Below are 16029 nucleotides of genomic sequence, written 5' to 3' on the forward strand. Positions count from 1 at the left end.
ATCTCGCCGAAATGCCGCGCATCATGAGCCGGGTGCTGAACCTCATCCAGCCGCAGATGGAAAGCCTGTCGCGGGAATTGTCGAAGTGCAAGGACGTGCTCTATCTCGGCCGCGGCACCAGCTTCCCGCTCGCCATGGAAGGGGCGCTGAAGCTTAAGGAAATTTCCTATATCCACGCCGAAGGTTATGCCGCCGGCGAATTGAAGCACGGGCCGATCGCGCTGATCGACGAGAACATGCCGGTTATCGTCATTGCCCCCTATGATCGTTTCTTCGAAAAGACCGTCTCCAACATGCAGGAGGTCGCAGCCCGCGGCGGCCGCATCATCTTCATCACCGACGAAGCCGGTGCCGCGGCCTCGAAGCTGCCGACCATGGCGACGATTACCCTGCCTGTCGTCGATGAAATCATCGCGCCGATGATCTTCTCGCTGCCGATCCAGCTGCTCGCCTATCACACGGCCGTGTTCATGGGCACGGATGTCGATCAGCCCCGCAATCTGGCGAAATCCGTGACCGTGGAATAAGCCTGGAGGGGCGGGACCTTCGCGCCGAAACATATTGTGCGACGCCCCGAATTCTGGCAATTTTGGTGTGCGGACAAGGGGGAAGGGCCGGCGTTCCGGCCCGTCCAGGACTGAGATGGAGTTCATCAGGAAACGATGGCCGACAACGCCCCCAGAATGCCGGTCGCGACCCGGCTGAGGAATAATTTTCTCGCAGGCCTGATCATCTGCGCGCCGATCGCGATTACCATCTGGCTGACCTGGACCTTCATCCATTGGTCGGACAGCTGGGTCAGGCCCTATATTCCGGCGCGCTGGAATCCGGAAAGCTATCTCAATTTCGCCATTCCCGGTTTCGGCCTGCTGATCGCCGTCGTGCTGATCACCGTCGTCGGCTTCCTCGGCAAGAACCTCATCGGCCAAAGCATCGTCCGTTTCGGCGAATCGATCGTCCAGCGCATGCCGCTGGTGCGCACGATCTATAAAAGTGTGAAGCAGATTTTCGAAACCGTGCTGAAGGAGCAGGCGAATTCCTTCAAGAAGGTGGGCCTCATCGAATATCCGAGCCCGGGCCTCTGGGCCCTGGTCTTCATCGCCACCGACGCAAAAGGCGAAATCGCCTCGAAATTCAACGCCATGGGCCAGGATATGGTCGCCGTCTTCCTGCCGCCGACGCCGGTGCCGACGGCGGGCTTCCTCGTCTTCGTGCCGCGCGAAAAGATCGTCCTGCTCGATATGAGCCCGGAAGACGCCGCCAAATTCCTGATTTCGGGCGGTCTCGTCGCACCCGGACACATGCCATCCGAGCCGAAGCAGAAGCATCTGCCGCGGCCGAAGCCTGTGGCGGTTTCCAAGGCGGATTGATGCATATCGCCCAAAAGTGTTTGGCGTTTTGGGATAACGATATGCATGGAAAGAAGATTAAAGCGCCGCGGCGCGCTTTATCCTGCTCTTAAGAACCGGATCGCCTCGTCGCGGCGGAACAGGTAGAGCAGCGTGCGGATCGCCTGTCCTCTGTCACTGGTCAGCTCCGGATCGCGCTCGATGAGATAGGCCGCATCCTTGCGGGCGATTTCCAGCAGGTCGGCATGTGCCTCGAGGCTGGCGATGCGAAAACCCGGCGTGCCGGACTGGCGGGTGCCGAGCAGTTCGCCTTCGCCGCGCAGTTTCAAATCCTCCTCGGCGATGCGAAAGCCGTCTTCGGTCTCGCGCATGATCGAAAGCCGGGCATGGCCGGTCTCGCCGAGCGGCCCCTTGTAGAGGAGGATGCAGGTCGAGGCCTCGTCGCCGCGCCCGACGCGGCCGCGCAGCTGGTGCAATTGCGCCAGGCCGAAGCGTTCGGCATGTTCGATCACCATGATCGTCGCATCCGGTACGTCGACGCCGACTTCGACGACGGTGGTGGCGACGAGCAGCCGGGTCTCGCCGTTCTTGAACGCCATCATCGCCGCATCCTTCTCCGGCCCGCTCATGCGGCCGTGGATGAGGCCGATATCGGGGCCGAGCGCGGCAACAAGTGTCGCATGCCGCTCCTCGGCCGACATCAGGTCGAGCTCTTCGGATTCTTCGACCAGCGGGCAGATCCAGTAGGCCTTCTTGCCCTCGGCAAGGGCGCTTTGCAGCCGGCCGACAATTTCGCCGGTGCGCTCCATCGGCACGGTGATCGTCTGGATCGGTTTGCGGCCGGCCGGTTTCTCGGTGAGCTTGGAAACGTCCATGTCGCCGAAGGCGGCGAGCACCAGGGTGCGCGGGATCGGCGTCGCCGTCATCACAAGCATGTGCGGCGAGATGCCCTTGGCCGTCAGCCTGAGGCGCTGATGCACGCCGAAACGATGCTGTTCGTCGACGACGGCCAGCATCAGCTTGGCGTAAGATACAGTATCCTGGAACAGCGCATGCGTGCCGATGATGATCTGCGCCGCACCCGAGGCGATGCGCTCCAGGATCTCCTCCCTTTCACGTCCCTTGGTGCGCCCGGTCAACACCTCGATGCCGAGCCCGGCGGAGGCGGCGAATTTCGAGATCGTCGCGTGGTGCTGGCGCGCCAGGATTTCGGTCGGCGCCATCAGCACCGCCTGGCCGCCGCTCTCGATCACCGCCGCCATCGACATCAGCGCCACCAGCGTCTTGCCGGAACCGACATCGCCCTGCAGCAGCCGCAGCATGCGCTCGGTGCCCGCCATATCCTTCAGAATGTCGGCGATCGCCTCGTTCTGGCTTGATGTGGGTGAGAAGGGCAGGGTCTTCAGGATCTTGCCGCTGACCGCACCTGTCGCCTGCACCGGCTGGCCCGCGACCTTGCGCAGCCGCTGGCGCACCAGGCTCAGCGACAGCTGGCCGGCGAGGAACTCGTCATAGGCGAGCCGCCGCCGCGCTGGGGCTTGTGGGTCGATATCGGCGGGATCGCGCGGCTCGTGCAGCATATGGAAGCTGTCGCGGATCGACGGCAGGCCCTGTTTCTGCGTCAAGGCGAGATCGATCCATTCCGGCAGCTCGGGAAACCGCGGCAGGGCGGCGTCGATGATCTTACGCAATGTCTTCGGCGAAAGCCCCGCCGTCAGCGGATAGATCGGCTCGACCAGCGGCAGGTTCTCCGCCTCGTCGGCCCTGACGATATAGTCCGGATGCACCATCGAGGCGCGGCCGTTGAACCAGTCGACCTTGCCGCTAACCGTCACCTCCGCATCGATCGGCAGCTGCTTTTCCAGCCATGCCGCCTGTCCGCGGAAGAAGACCAGCGTCAGTTCGCCGGTCTCGTCATGCAGGAAGACGCGGTAGGGCACATTGCTCTTGCCGCGCGGCGGCACCTGGTGGCGGTCGACACGGGCGGTGATCGTCACGATCGCGCCCTGCGGCGCGCGAGCGATTCCCGGCTGGTTGCGCCGGTCGATCAGCGAGAAGGGTGCGTGGAAGAGGAGATCGATGACCCGGCAATCCTCCGGCGTCTCGCGACCGAGCAGCTTGACCAGCAGTTCGGCGATCTTCGGGCCGACGCCCGGAAGGCCCGAAATGGGGGAAAACAGCGGATCGAGAATGGCGGGGCGCATACGGTCAAAATGCGATGAACAATGCGGCCTTGGCAAGGCTGACAAGCCGCTTTCCAGGGTCTATAGAGGCGCATCAACAGGAAGGTAATGCCATGACAGGTGTCACGCTCACGAGTGCCGGTCTCGACCCGCGCCGCCGCCGCATCCTTTTCCGCTGCTGGCATCGCGGCATCCGCGAGATGGATCTGGTCTTCGGCCAGTTCGCCGAAGCCGAGATCGCGACGCTTTCGGAAGCCGAGCTCGACGAGTTCGAGACGATCATGGCCGAAGAGGACAATGATCTTGTTCGCTGGATCATGGGAACCTGGCCGGTGCCCGAGCGTTTCCAGACACCGATGTTTGCCCGCCTTGCCGCCTACACGCCCGATTTCGACAAGCCCCTCAGGACGCCGGAATGATCCCTGGTTTCGATGCGAAGAAGCTTGCGGCCATTGCCGAGCCGCTGACGATCGGCAATGTGCCTGCCGGCCTCGAACCGCTGCTGCTCGCCGAGCTCGCCCGCGCGGGGGAACCGGTCGCCTATGTCATGTCCGACGGCCACCGCATGGCCGATCTCGAGCAGATGCTCGGCTTCGTCGCCCCCGACATTCCGGTTCTCACCCTGCCGGCCTGGGACTGTCTGCCCTATGACCGCGTCTCGCCGAGCGCCGATACCTCGGCCCGTCGGCTTGCCGCACTCGGCGGCCTCATCGCTCACCGGAAAAAGCCGCATGCGGCCATCGTGCTCGTCACCGCCAATGCCATGCTGCAGAAAGTGGCGCCCCACGATGTCATCGAAAGCCTGAGCTTTTCGGCCCGGCCCGGCAACCAGCTGCGCATGGACGATCTCGCCGGACGTCTGGAGCGCAACGGTTTCGACCGCGTCGCGACCGTTCGCGAAGTCGGCGAATATGCCGTGCGCGGTGGCATTCTCGACGTCTTCGTGCCGGGATCGGAAGAGCCGGTCCGCCTCGATTTCTTCGGCGATACGCTGGAATCGATCCGCAGCTTCGATCCGGCGAGCCAACGCACGACCGGTCAGGTGCGCTCACTCGATCTCAACCCGATGAGCGAGGTGACGCTGACGCCGGATACGATCAGCCGCTTCCGCAAGAATTACCTGTCGGCTTTCGGCGCGACGACACGTGATGACGCGCTCTATCTCGCCGTCTCCGAAGGCCGCCGTTACCCCGGCATGGAGCATTGGCTGCCGTTCTTCTACGAGAAGCTCGATACCGTTTTCGATTATCTCAGCGGCTTCCGAGTCGTCACCGACCATACGGTGCGGGAGGCGGCGGAAGAACGCTCCAAGCTTGTCCTCGATTATTTCGACGCCCGCCTGAATTCCGGCCAGCCGGCCAAGGGCCAGATGGCGCAGGGCACACCCTACAAGCCGGTGGCGCCGGGGCAGCTCTACCTGGACAGCAAGCTTTTCGCCAAGACGCTCGACGCGCTCGGCGCGATCCGTGTCAGCCCTTTCAATGAAATCGAGGGCGAGGCGAGGCGGGTCGTCAATATCGAAGCCCGCCAGGGCCAGCGCTGGGCTCGCTCGAATGCCGAGGGCGGCGGCGATGCCGAGCGCGTCAATATCTTCGACGTCGTCGTCAAGCATATCGCCGACCGCCGCGCCGGCGGGGCGAAAGTGCTGGTCACCGCCTGGACCGAAGGTTCGCTGGAGCGGCTACTGCAGGTGCTGAACGAGCATGGCCTGGAAAAGGTGAAGCCGGTCGAGGCGCTGAAGGATCTCGGGGCGCTGGGCAAAGGCGAGGCCGCTGCCGCCGTGCTCAATCTCGAATCCGGCTTCGAGGCCGGCGATCTCGTCGTCATCGGCGAACAGGATATTCTCGGCGACCGCATGGTGCGCCGCTCCAAGCGCCGCAAGCGTACCGCCGATTTCATCGCCGAGGTCGCTGGCCTCGACGAGGGCTCGATCGTCGTCCATGCCGAACACGGCATCGGCCGCTTTATCGGCCTCAAGACCATCGAGGCGGCAGGCGCCCCGCATGCCTGCCTCGAACTGCAATATGCCGATGAGGCCAAGCTCTTCCTGCCGGTCGAAAACATCGATCTTCTCTCCCGCTACGGCGGCGAGGGCACCGAGGCTCAGCTCGACAAGCTCGGCGGCGGCGCCTGGCAGATGCGCAAGGCCAAGCTCAAGAAGCGGTTGCTCGATATGGCGGACGCGCTGATCCGCATCGCCGCCGAGCGTCTGACGCGCCACGCGCCTGTTCTGACGACGCCGGACGGGCTTTACGACGAGTTCTCCGCCCGCTTCCCCTATGACGAGACCGAGGACCAGGATAACGCCATCGATGCGGTGCGCTCCGATCTCGGCGCCGGCCGGCCGATGGATCGTCTCGTCTGCGGCGACGTCGGCTTCGGCAAGACCGAAGTGGCCTTGCGCGCCGCCTTCGTCGCCGCGATGAACGGCGTCCAGGTTGCCGTCGTCGTGCCGACGACCTTGCTCGCGCGCCAGCATTTCAAGACTTTCTCCGAGCGTTTTCGCGGCCTGCCGGTGCGCATCCAGCAAGCCTCGCGGCTTGTCGGCGCCAAGGAACTGGCGCTGACCAAGAAGGAAGTCTCCGAAGGCAAGACCGATATCGTCGTCGGCACGCATGCGCTGCTCGGCGCCGGCATCCAATTCGCCAATCTCGGCCTGCTCGTCATCGACGAGGAGCAGCATTTCGGCGTCAAGCATAAGGAGCGGCTGAAGGAGCTGAAGAGCGACGTGCACGTGCTGACGCTTTCGGCGACGCCGATCCCGCGCACGCTGCAGCTTGCCATGACCGGCGTGCGCGAACTGTCGCTGATCACCACGCCGCCGGTCGATCGCATGGCGGTGCGCACCTTCATCTCGCCCTTCGACAGCCTGGTCATCCGCGAGACGCTGATGCGCGAGCACTATCGCGGCGGCCAGAGTTTCTATGTCTGCCCGAGGCTTGCCGACCTCGCCGATGTGCATGCCTTCCTGCAGTCCGACGTGCCGGAGCTGAAGGTTGCCGTCGCTCATGGCCAGATGCCGGCCGGCGAACTCGAAGAAATCATGAACGCCTTTTATGAAGGCCGTTACGACGTGCTGCTGTCCACCACCATCGTCGAATCCGGCCTCGACGTGCCGACAGCCAACACGCTGATCGTCCATCGCGCCGATATGTTCGGCCTTGCCCAGCTCTATCAGCTGCGCGGCCGCGTCGGCCGCTCGAAGGTGCGCGCTTTTGCCCTCTTCACCCTGCCTGTGAACAAGGTGCTGACGGCAACGGCCGACCGCCGGCTGAAGGTGCTGCAGTCGCTGGATACGCTCGGCGCCGGCTTCCAGCTGGCGAGCCACGATCTCGATATCCGCGGCGCCGGCAACCTGCTCGGTGAGGAACAGTCGGGTCACATCAAGGAAGTCGGCTTCGAGCTCTATCAGCAGATGCTGGAAGAGGCGGTCGCCGAGGTGAAGGGCGTCGACGAGATCCACGATACCGGCTGGTCGCCGCAAATCTCGGTCGGCACGACGGTGATGATCCCGGAGGATTACGTTCCCGATCTGCATCTGCGCATGGCGCTTTACCGCCGTCTCGGCGAACTCACCGAACTCAAGGAGATCGACGGCTTCGGCGCCGAGATGATCGACCGCTTCGGCCCGATGCCGATCGAAGTCCAGCATCTCCTGAAGATCGTCTACATCAAGTCGCTCTGCCGCACCGCCAATGTCGAAAAGCTCGATGCCGGCCCGAAGGGCGTCGTCGTGCAGTTCCGCAACAAGGAATTCCCGAACCCGGCAAATCTCGTCGGTTATATCGGCAAGCAGGGCACGATGGCGAAGATCCGCCCCGATCACAGCCTGTTCCTGACCCGCGACCTGCCGACACCGGAAAAGCGCCTGCAGGGCGCCGCTGTTATCATGACGCAACTGGCCGAGATGGCGAAATAGAAGCAGTTCCAGCAAAAGTGTGCAGCGGTTTTGCCAGGCAAAGCGCGAAGCGCTTTTGCCGAGAATGCGTAAAGTCAAAGAGACCGGAAGAGGGAGGCAGGCATGGCGACATACGGCGCAACGATCGTCTGGGAGCGCAACGGCGAAACCTTCACCGACAACCGCTACAGCCGCTCCCACCGCTGGACCTTCGACGGCGGCATCGAGGTGAGGGCGTCCTCGTCCTCACATGTCGTTCCGCTTCCTTATTCCGCCGAAGACGCCGTCGATCCGGAGGAAGCTTTTGTCGCCTCGCTCTCCAGCTGCCACATGCTCTGGTTCCTGTCGATCGCCGCCAAACTGCGCTTCTGCGTCGACAGCTACACCGATGCCGCCGAGGGCCTCATGGAGAAGAATGCCGAAGGCCGGCTTGCCATGACTGTCGTGACACTGAAGCCCCGTGTTGTCTTCAGTGGCGACAAGCAGCCCTCGCTGAGCGAGCTCGAGGCGCTGCATCATCGCGCCCACGACGAATGCTTCATCGCCAACTCAGTGAAGACCGAGGTGCGTTGCATTCCGGTTCTGGGATGAAGGCTGATACTGTTCAGTCGGCTGGCGGTTCTGACCAGCCGATCAGTCTTCCTCGACCCAACTCTGTCGCGGCTCTTCGATCTCGATGCGCATCGGCGCCTCAGTTGAGTCCCGATCGCGCCTCGGCTTTCGCCTTGGCGATATCGCGCAGCGCATTCGCCAGCACATCCGGCGTCTGGGCGCCGCTGACGGCATATTGTTGGTCGAAGATGAAGAACGGCACGCCGTTGACGCCCATTTCCTGCGCTGCGTTGATTTCGGCGACGATCAGATCACGATCGGCATCGGAGGCGAGCAGCGAGGCGATGACCGAGCGGTCCAGGCCGGTCTTTTCGGCGATATCGAGCAGCACCGCGTGGTCGCCGACATTGCAGCCTTCTTCGAAATTCGCTTTGAACAGGGCTGCGACGACCGCGTCCTGCTTTTCGCGGCCTTCGATCATCGCCCAGTGGATCAGCCGATGGGCGTCGAGCGTGTTCGGGCCGATCTTGATCGCCTCGAAATCAAAGGCGATGCCGACCTCGCGGCCGAGATCGGTCAGCATCTTGTGGGCCTGCGCCACGCGCTCCTCGCCGCCGAGCTTCTCGGCCAGCGCCTTCTTCTGGTCGACGCCTTCCTTAGGGTAATCGGGATTGAGCCGATAGGGCCGCCAGTTGATATCGACGCCGACTTCGTCCTGCACCTCGGCAATGGCGAGTTCCAGCCGTGCCTTGCCAAGATAGCACCAGGGGCAGACGACATCCGAGACGACGTCGATGGTGATACGCTCCATGATGATCTTCCTTATATCTGCATATCTGCGCGTCTCCGTGGAGACATCGGGCCGAGGCCTTCGGCCGCTTCTATTGGGCGCTTGTATCCCACCATATCGGCAGCTGATAGCCATAAAGCGGTACCGTGTCGGGATGGCCGATGCGCTTGCTGCGCGCCACCCACTGCTGGTCCATGTGATAGAGCGGCAGCACGTAGTGGCTCGACAGCAGCAGGCGGTCGTAGGAGCGAACCGCCGCGGTGAATTCTTCCGCCGAGCGCGCCCTCAGCAGATGATCGATCAGCGTGTCGAGATCGGCATCATTGGCGCCGGCAAAGCTGTCCGAGCCCTCGCGCGTGCGGGCAGCCGAAGACCAGCGGCCGAGCTGCTCGTTTCCAGGCGACAGCGACGAGGTAAAGGACTTCATGATCATGTCGTAATCGAAGCTGTTCGTGCGGCTCTGATATTGCGAATCATCGACCGTGCGGATCGACGCCGCGATGCCGATCGCCTGCAGCGAACGCTGGTAAGCGACGGCGAGCTTCTCCTGGTCGGCATTCTGCGTCATGATTTCAAAAGCGAGTTGCCGCCCCGAGGCATCGGCCATCTTGCCGCCCTGAATCGTATAGCCGCTCTCCCTCAACAGCCCGACCGCCTGCTTCAGCACGTTGCGATCGCGGCCGGAGCCGTCGGTGACCGGCAGCTTGTAGGTACCGTCGAGAATGTCGGAGGCGATTTTGTCCTTGATCGGTCCGAGTAGCGCAAGCTCCGCGGCATTGGCGGGCACGCCGAAGCTCGAAAGCTCGGAATTCTGCCAGAAGCTTTGAGTGCGCTTGTAGGCGCCGGAATAGAGGTTTTTGTTCGCCCATTCGAAATCGAACACCAGCGACAGGCCTCCACGCACTTTCGGATCGGCAAAGATCGGCCGCCGCGTGTTGAAGACGAAGCCGAGCATGCCGCTCGGCAGTTTCGGCGTGAACACGTCCTTGATGATAGCCCCGGAGGTGACCGCGGGGAAATTATAGGCATTGGCCCAGTGACCGGGATTACCGTCGGGATAGATGTCGACATCGCCCTTTTTGAAGGCTTCGAACAACGTCGTGTCCTGCAGATAATACTGGACCGTGATCTGATCGTAATTGTCGGTGCCGACCTTGGCAGGAATGTCCTTGCCCCAGTAATTCGGGTCGCGCTCATAGGTGATGCTTTCGCCGGGCTTCACCACCTTCACCTTATAGGGGCCGGAACCGACCGGCGGCGTCAGCGATGTGCGATCAAAGGTTTCGGGATCGATCGCATGTTTCGGCAGCACCGGGAAAAGGCCGAAAATCAAAGGCGTCTCTCGGTCGGCCTTGTCATTGAAGGTAAAGCGCACGCTGTGTTCGCCGACCTTCTCCATCTTGGCGACGACCTTGAGGCGGTTGGCGAAAGGGACGCGGCCTTTGTCACGCAACAGCTCGAAGCTGAACATCACATCCTCGGGCGTTACCGGCTGGCCGTCGGACCATTTTGCCTTCGGATTGAGGTTGAACTGAATGAAGCTCCTGTCGTCGTCCCATTCGACGGTCTGGGCAAGCAGGCCGTAAAGCGTGAAGGGCTCGTCCCTGGAGCGCTGCATCAGCGATTCGTAGACGAGGTTGCCGTAGTCCGGGTCCCACATGCCGCGTGCCGTCGTGCGCATGCTCTTCAGAATGAACGGGTTGAGGTTGTCGAAGGTGCCGACGACGCCATAGGTGATCTTGCCGCCCTTCTTGACGTCGGGATTGACGTAAGGGAAGTTCTTGTAGTCCGGCGGCAGGGCCGGCTCGCCATGCATCGCGATGCCGTGCAGCGGTTCGGCAGCGACGGTGCCGCAGAGCAGCGAGAGGACGAGGGGGACGACGATCCGGAGCATTCGGCAATCCTTGAAATCCGCGAAAAATGGGCACGATTCACGCCGGAGATTAGCATGGGGTCGACCGATTCCAACACGCGGACGCGATTTCTTTGGCGCCGGCGATGAAATAGCTGCTCGAATTGCCAAAGAAATGCTGGATATCTTGAACGCTGCGATGTAACAGGTGAACCCGAAGTTTCGGGGTCATGCATTTGCCTCATTTTTCTATGAGGTGAGTGCCGAACGACCCGATGGTTGGGGCGGCACGTCGTTGCCCCGAACGGATATCAGGAGACGGAATTCGTTATGATGTTCAAGTCTGAAAAGAAAATGCGGGCAGCACTGTCCGTTCTGGCAGTGATGTTCGGCGCCGCTTCGGCTCCGGTCTCCTCCTTCGCCCAGGATGCGGCGGCTCCAGGTCCGGCCCAGGGCGTCGGCGCCCCCAAGCTCGGCTGGTACAAGACCTGCACCAAGCAGGAAGACAACGACATCTGTGTCGTCCAGAACCTGATCCTCGCCAATGGCGGCCAGCTCGTCACGGCCGTCGGCCTGATCTCGGTCACCGGCAAGATCAACCGCAAGATTCTGCAGGTCTCCGTTCCCACCGCGCGCCTGATTCCTCCTGGAATCATGATGCAGATCGATGGTGGCAAGGGCCAGAAGCTCGATTACGCCGTCTGCCTGCCGGACAAATGCACCGCCGAAATCCCGCTGACCGATGCGATGATCGCCAGCCTCAAGAAGGGCAGCGACGTGATCTTTACTTCGATCAACTTCCGCCGCGCCCCGAACCCGATCAAGATCTCGCTCGAAGGCTTCACCGGCGCTTATGACGGCGAACCGGTTACCGAAAACAAGCTTGCTGAAAGCCAGCGCAGCCTGCAGGAAGGCATGCAGAAGAAGGCTGACGAAGCCCGCAAGAAGCTGGAAGACGCCCAGAAGGCAGCCAAGGCGCAGTAATCCTGCCGCCATATTGAATTGGAAACCCGGCTTCAGGCCGGGTTTTTTTATGGATAAACCGCTTGCCTCGCTGGGCTTTAGGCCTCGCTTGTATGTTCGTGCCGTGAAAGGGGGGCGTGCCTTGCGAGACGTTAGCGAGGGACGGAGAGTTCGCGGCATATTCCCTTTTTCCCCGTCAGAACAGGGAGAAGGTGGCGGCAGCCGGATAAGGGGCTTTCCGCGCAAGCCAAAAGAAAAAGGCCTCGCTGGGAGAGGCGAGGCCTTGTTTCATGGATCGGCACGTCTGATCTAGTGGGCGAAGCTCATCTTGGGTTTGAACTGCCCTGACGGGGCTTGATCGAAAATCTGATAGATCTGCGGATTGCGAAGCGGCGTGCCGCTTTCGTCGTTCACCAGGTTCTGCTCGGAGACATAAGCGACATACTCGCTCTCGTCATTTTCGGCGAGCAGGTGGTAGAAGGGTTGATCCTTGCTGGGGCGCACCTCGGCGGGAATGGAATTCCACCATTCCTCCGTATTGGCGAACTCCGGATCCACGTCGAAGATGACGCCGCGAAACGGAAAAACCTTGTGCCGGACCACTTCGCCGATACTGAACTTTGCTATTCTTTCTTTCATGGTACGACTTCCTTTCATCACCGAATTTGGTGATTGGTGGCTCATAAATCAAGATTTTTGAGCCAGTTCGTCACATGAACGTCATATCCTCGCCGTCTGCCGTTCGTGACGTGGGAGGCGAAAGCCCCAGCAAGCCGGGGCTTTCGGTCTTCGATTGATCAGGCCGAATAGTACATGTCGTATTCGACCGGGTGCGGCGTCATTTCGAAACGCATCACCTCTGCCATCTTCAACTCGATGAAGGCATCGATCTGGTCGTCGTCGAAGACGCCGCCGGCCGTCAGGAACTTCCGGTCCTTGTCGAGGCTTTCCAGCGCCTCGCGCAACGAGCCGCAGACGGTCGGAATCTTCTTCAATTCCTTCGGCGGCAGGTCGTAGAGATCCTTGTCCATGGCCTTGCCGGGATGGATCTTGTTCTTGATGCCGTCGAGGCCAGCCATCAGCATGGCGGCGAAGGCGAGGTAGGGGTTTGCGGTCGGATCCGGGAAGCGGACTTCGACGCGCTTGGCCTTCGGGTTCGAGCCGAAAGGAATGCGGCAGGAGGCCGAGCGGTTGCGAGCCGAATAGGCGAGCAGCACCGGCGCTTCATAACCCGGAACGAGACGCTTGTAGGAGTTCGTCGACGGGTTGGTGAAGGCGTTGATCGCCTTGGCGTGCTTGATGATGCCGCCGATATAGTAAAGGCAGCTCTCGGAGAGGCCGGCATATTCGTCGCCGGCAAAGGTCGGCTTGCCGCCCTTCCAGATCGACTGGTGCACGTGCATGCCCGAGCCGTTGTCGCCGAAGATCGGCTTCGGCATGAAGGTCGCGGTCTTGCCGTAGGCGTTCGCCACCTGGTGCACGACGTATTTGTAGATCTGCATCTTGTCGGCGTTACGCACCAGCGTGTCGAACTTGATGCCGAGTTCGTGCTGGGCGGCCGCCACTTCATGGTGATGCTTTTCGACGACGACGCCCATTTCGGAGAGAACCGTCAGCATTTCCGAACGCATGTCCTGGGCGCTATCAACCGGCGGAACCGGGAAATAGCCGCCCTTGACGCGCGGGCGATGGCCGAGGTTGCCGGTTTCGTAATCGGTGTCGTCGTTCGACGGCAGTTCGGTCGAATCGAGCTTGAAGCCGGTATTGTACGGATCTGCTTTGTACTTGACGTCGTCGAAGACGAAGAATTCGGCTTCCGGGCCGACGAAGATCGTGTCGCCGATGCCGGAGGCCTTGAGATAGGCTTCGGCCTTCTTGGCGGTGCCGCGCGGATCGCGGTTATAGGCCTCGCCGGAAACCGGATCGAGGATGTCGCAGACGATGACCATGGTCGACTGGGCGAAGAACGGGTCCATATGCACCGTTTCGGTATCGGGCATCAGCACCATGTCGGACTCGTTGATGGCCTTCCAGCCACCGATCGAGGAGCCGTCGAACATCACGCCATCGGCGAACATGTCTTCGTCGACGCAGGCAACGTCCATCGTCACATGCTGCAGCTTGCCCTTCGGGTCGGTGAAACGCAGATCAACGAACTTCACGTCGTTTTCCTGGATCTGCTTCAGAATTTCGCTTGCGGTCGCCATTAAATACCTTCCTCCAATTTGCAATGACAATAGGTGGGCGCGGTGACGGTATCGGACTTTGCGCGGTAGGCAAAGTGGTCAGATGGCATCGATGCCGGTCTCGCCGGTGCGGATGCGGATAACCTCTTCGACATTGGAGACGAAGATCTTTCCGTCGCCGATGCGGCCGGTCTGCGCCGCCTTGCGGATCGCGTCGATGACCGCCTCCGCGTTTTCGTCGGCCAGCACGACCTCGACTTTCACCTTCGGCAGGAAATCCACGACGTATTCGGCTCCGCGGTAGAGTTCCGTGTGGCCCTTCTGACGACCGAAGCCCTTGGCTTCCGTGACTGTGATACCCTGCAGGCCGACTTCCTGAAGGGCTTCCTTCACTTCGTCCAGCTTGAAAGGCTTAATGATCGCTTCGATCTTTTTCATGAGAAAATGCTCTCCGCTTCTCCCGTTATGGCAGGATGTTTCCCGCTCGCCGGATATGATGCAGATATCGTGCCAGTTTGAAATCCGTCTTTTCGAAAAAATACGCCGATTCTGTCAAAACCGGCGCGTTTGCGGGGCATTCGATATGGTTTTGGTGATGGAGAAGTGAAAAAACATCGTCTCCTGCCTAAAATCAGATCGAAAACCGCGAAAGTCAGATTTTCCAGCGATTGCCAAAGCAGATCTCGATTCGGTGAAAAGATAGGCAAATGCATAAAATAAGGGCTTTCGCTTGATGGTTCATGCGGTTGTTTTTTGAGCGTTTTTTGAATTGAATAGGCTGATGAGCAAACATCTCTCCGACCTTCTCCTTACGCCAGCCGAAATGGCAGCCGTCGATACGGCCGCGGCCGCGTCCGGCATCGACTCCTTCGGTCTGATGGAACGGGCAGGGGCTGCGGTCGCCGCTGCCGCGCTCAGGCTTCATCCGGCTGCTTTGCGTTTCGTCGTGCTCTGCGGCCCGGGCAACAATGGTGGCGACGCCTATGTCGCGGCAAGGCATCTGCAGGAAGGCGGAGCGACGGTGGCGCTCTTCCAGCTCGGTGATCCCTCCAGGCTGAAGGGTGACGCCGCCCGTGCTCGGGCCGGCTGCGCGCTTCAGGGGCAGGGGCTTGAGCTCTATCGGCCCGAAAGCGGCGATGTCGTCGTCGACGGCCTGTTCGGGGCCGGGCTCGGTCGCGCGGTGCCGGCCGCTGTCGGCACAGTGATCGAGCACGTCGCAGAGGCCGATATCCCCGTGCTTGCGATCGACCTGCCCTCCGGCGTCGACGGCCGCACCGGCAAGGTGCTGGGCGCGGCCTTCCGCGCGCGCAACACCATCACCTTCATGACGCGCAAGCCCGGCCATCTGCTGATGCCGGGCAGGGAGCTATGCGGCGAGCTGGCGGTCTTCGATATCGGCATTCCCGCCCGCATCATCAGGGCCGAGGCAGGCGGTCTCATCGCCGAGAACACGCCGGATGCCTGGAAGGCCGTACTGCCGCCGGAGCAGTTGGAGACGCATAAATACAAGCGCGGCCATCTGGTCGTCTTCTCAGGCGAGGCCGACAAGACGGGTGCCGCGCGCATGTCGGCGGCCTCCGGCCTGAAGGCCGGCGCCGGGCTGGTAACGATTGCAGCGCCCCTTGCAGCAATGGCCGCCAATGCCGCGCATCTCACAGCCGTGATGCTGCATGCGATCGACGATGCCGCCGAACTCGAAGACTGGCTCTCGGACCGGCGGCTGCAGACCTTCGTCCTCGGTCCCGGTTTCGGCATCGGCGCCCGAGCGCGCGCCTTCGTCTCGACGCTTACCGAACGCCGGCTGGTGCTCGATGCCGACGGCATCTCCTCATTCAAGGACGATCCGCAACGGCTTTTCGATCTTTTCCGAGGCGAGCCGCGCCTGGTGCTGACGCCGCATGAGGGCGAATTTTCGCGCCTGTTTCCCGATATCGGCGGCGACGATGCGCTGGGCAAGGTCGACAAGGCGCTCGCCGCCGCCCGCCGCGCCAATGCCGCGATCGTCTATAAAGGCGCCGATACCACCATCGCCTCGCCGGACGGCCGCGCGCTCATCAATACCAATGCGCCGGCCTGGCTTGCGACCGCCGGGTCCGGCGATGTGCTCGCCGGCATCATCGGCGGATTGCTCGCCCAGGGCCTGCCGGCCTTCGAGGCGGCGGCCGCCGGCGTCTGGCTGCATGGAGAGGCCGCCCGCCGCGCCGGCAAAGGGCTGACGGCGGAGGATCTCGCAGCGGCGGTACTGCCGTTGTAGCT

The 16029-nt window shown here is 61.9% G+C and carries 13 protein-coding genes; 7 read left to right on the plus strand and 6 right to left on the minus strand.

Going from position 1 to position 16029, the window contains the following annotated elements; translation table 11 throughout:
* Both CO655_RS25125 and CO655_RS25130 read left to right on the plus strand, forming a co-directional pair.
* A partial coding sequence (locus CO655_RS25125; RefSeq protein WP_141514361.1) for an SIS domain-containing protein occupies positions 1 to 527 on the plus strand: 527 nt, incomplete at its 5' end.
* 135 nt (positions 528 to 662) lie between these two features.
* Positions 663 to 1370, plus strand: a complete 708-nt coding sequence (locus CO655_RS25130; protein WP_085859497.1) for a DUF502 domain-containing protein — start codon at positions 663 to 665, stop codon at positions 1368 to 1370.
* Positions 1371 to 1447: 77 nt separating this feature from the next.
* Here the strand turns inward: CO655_RS25130 and recG are convergent, their stop codons facing one another.
* Complete coding sequence (gene recG / locus CO655_RS25135; RefSeq protein WP_097667254.1) at positions 1448 to 3553, minus strand: ATP-dependent DNA helicase RecG; 2106 nt, start codon at positions 3551 to 3553, stop codon at positions 1448 to 1450.
* A 92-nt stretch (positions 3554 to 3645) separates the two neighbouring features.
* Here recG and CO655_RS25140 point away from each other — a divergent pair, with 92 nt between their 5' ends.
* The 3 genes from CO655_RS25140 to CO655_RS25150 all read left to right on the plus strand — a co-directional run bounded on the left by CO655_RS25140 (position 3646) and on the right by CO655_RS25150 (position 8021).
* Positions 3646 to 3951, plus strand: coding sequence for a succinate dehydrogenase assembly factor 2 (locus CO655_RS25140; protein WP_003579224.1), 306 nt, complete (start codon positions 3646 to 3648; stop codon positions 3949 to 3951).
* Positions 3948 to 7451: a transcription-repair coupling factor gene (gene mfd, locus CO655_RS25145; RefSeq protein WP_097667255.1), complete on the plus strand. Its 3504-nt coding sequence runs from the start codon at positions 3948 to 3950 to the stop codon at positions 7449 to 7451. The genes CO655_RS25140 and mfd overlap by 4 nt, the downstream gene beginning before the upstream one ends.
* A gap of 102 nt (positions 7452 to 7553) precedes the next feature.
* On the plus strand, positions 7554 to 8021 hold the full coding sequence (locus tag CO655_RS25150; RefSeq protein WP_097667256.1) for an OsmC family protein: 468 nt from the start codon (positions 7554 to 7556) through the stop codon (positions 8019 to 8021).
* Positions 8022 to 8121: 100 nt separating this feature from the next.
* On the opposite strand, the gene CO655_RS25155 is transcribed toward CO655_RS25150, so the two are convergent.
* Positions 8122 to 8793: a DsbA family oxidoreductase gene (locus CO655_RS25155; RefSeq protein WP_097667257.1), complete on the minus strand. Its 672-nt coding sequence runs from the start codon at positions 8791 to 8793 to the stop codon at positions 8122 to 8124.
* 70 nt (positions 8794 to 8863) lie between these two features.
* On the minus strand, positions 8864 to 10666 hold the full coding sequence (locus tag CO655_RS25160; protein ID WP_097607992.1) for an extracellular solute-binding protein: 1803 nt from the start codon (positions 10664 to 10666) through the stop codon (positions 8864 to 8866).
* Between the two features lie 288 nt (positions 10667 to 10954).
* Here CO655_RS25160 and CO655_RS25165 point away from each other — a divergent pair, with 288 nt between their 5' ends.
* The gene (locus CO655_RS25165) at positions 10955 to 11608 is read left to right on the plus strand and encodes an invasion associated locus B family protein (protein WP_010030460.1); all 654 of its coding nucleotides are present in this window, start codon (positions 10955 to 10957) and stop codon (positions 11606 to 11608) included.
* 288 nt (positions 11609 to 11896) lie between these two features.
* Here CO655_RS25165 and hspQ read toward each other — a convergent pair whose 3' ends face one another.
* The 3 genes from hspQ to CO655_RS25180 form a co-directional block, all read right to left on the minus strand.
* A complete protein-coding gene (hspQ, locus tag CO655_RS25170; protein WP_008526562.1) occupies positions 11897 to 12226 on the minus strand; it encodes a heat shock protein HspQ in 330 nt (109 codons plus the stop codon).
* Between the two features lie 158 nt (positions 12227 to 12384).
* On the minus strand, positions 12385 to 13794 hold the full coding sequence (gene glnA / locus CO655_RS25175; protein WP_004671872.1) for a type I glutamate--ammonia ligase: 1410 nt from the start codon (positions 13792 to 13794) through the stop codon (positions 12385 to 12387).
* 78 nt (positions 13795 to 13872) lie between these two features.
* Positions 13873 to 14211, minus strand: coding sequence for a P-II family nitrogen regulator (locus CO655_RS25180; protein ID WP_003539626.1), 339 nt, complete (start codon positions 14209 to 14211; stop codon positions 13873 to 13875).
* A 343-nt stretch (positions 14212 to 14554) separates the two neighbouring features.
* Between CO655_RS25180 and CO655_RS25185 the strand changes: the two genes are divergently transcribed.
* A complete protein-coding gene (locus CO655_RS25185; RefSeq protein WP_097607990.1) occupies positions 14555 to 16027 on the plus strand; it encodes an NAD(P)H-hydrate dehydratase in 1473 nt (490 codons plus the stop codon).
* The last annotated feature ends 2 nt before the right edge of the window (positions 16028 to 16029 follow it).

It is taken from the genome of Rhizobium sp. M1 (genome assembly GCF_002531805.1).
GTDB classification, from domain to species: Bacteria; Pseudomonadota; Alphaproteobacteria; order Rhizobiales; family Rhizobiaceae; genus Rhizobium; species Rhizobium etli_C.